This is a genomic window from Parasphingopyxis sp. (assembly GCF_052168295.1).
Classification (GTDB): Bacteria; Pseudomonadota; Alphaproteobacteria; order Sphingomonadales; family Sphingomonadaceae; genus Parasphingopyxis.
The window spans coordinates 1-1,182 of record NZ_JBQLZN010000057.1 but is presented as its reverse complement, the minus strand read 5'-3'; the positions used below and the strand labels follow the sequence as shown (position 1 = coordinate 1,182).

Annotated in this window: 1 pseudogene; it reads left to right on the top strand. The window is 68.2% G+C overall.

Features of this window, described 5'->3' with window-relative positions:
• Window positions 1-1,182 (top strand): annotated as a pseudogene (locus ACTS1Z_RS09755) (ATP-dependent DNA helicase); the annotation flags it as partial.

Genomic DNA, 1,182 nt, shown 5'->3' with positions numbered 1-1,182 from the left:
CTCCTCTACCCTATCGCGCGCTCCATGCCACCCATGGCGGCATATGGATAGCCTCGGGCGATGGCGAAATCGGGGAGGTCGCGCGCGGCGAGGCCATCTCCGCTGCGGCGGAAACGCCGATGATCGTCTTGAACGCGCCGATGACCGGGCAGCGGCTCGGCTATCCCGAACTGTCCGGCCTCGACCTGCTCGAACTGTTCGCCTTCGTCCATCCGGCGCGCTTTACCGTGCCGACGCCGGCCGGCATCGCCCGCACGCTCGGCCTGCCGGTACCCGAAACGGAAGAGGATGCGGCGATGCTGCTGCTCGATGCGGCGAAGCATCTGCTCGATACGCTGCAATGGGAGCGCTGGGGCGAGCGCGAGGGCGCGTGGAGCGCAGCGCAGAGCCTCTTTCGCCTGCGCTGGCCATGGGCCGCGGCGGTCGCGGAGCGGATCGCCAAACCGCAAAAGGCGGAACGCTGGCTGTTCTCGCGGCTCCCGGAATGGGAAGACCAGCCGCCGCGCCCCGCCCCGCGCACGGTAAAGATGGATGAAGATCGCGCGGTAGAGAGGCTGGAAGGGCTGGTCGGCGAAGATGCCGAGCGGCGCGAGGGGCAGCGCGACTATACGCGCACGGCCTCGCGCATATTCGATCCGCGCCCGGCCGCGGGCAAACCCAATATGCTGATCGCCGAAGCCGGGACGGGGATCGGCAAAACGCTCGGCTATCTCGCACCCGCCGCGCTCTGGGCGGAAGAGGCGGACGGCACGGTCTGGCTCTCGACCTATACCAAGGCGCTGCAACGCCAACTCGACCGCGAGACGGAGAAGATTTTTCCCGATCCGGCCGAGCGGCGCGAAAAGGTCGTCGTGCGCAAGGGGCGCGAAAATTATCTTTGCCTGCTCAATCTTGAGGACGCGCTGCAGGGCGGCTTTGCCGGTCGGGCGGCGATACTCGCACAGCTCGTGGCGCGCTGGGCGGCCTACAGCAAGGACGGCGACATGGTCGGCGGCGACCTGCCAGGCTGGCTGCCGACGCTGTTCCGGCGTGCCGGCGCGACGGCGCTGACCGACCGGCGCGGCGAATGCGTCTATGCCGGTTGCCCGCATTACCGGAAATGCTTCATCGAACGCTCGGCCCGCGCGGCCGAGGGCGCCGATCTCGTGATCGCCAACCATGCGCTGTTGATGATCATGGCCG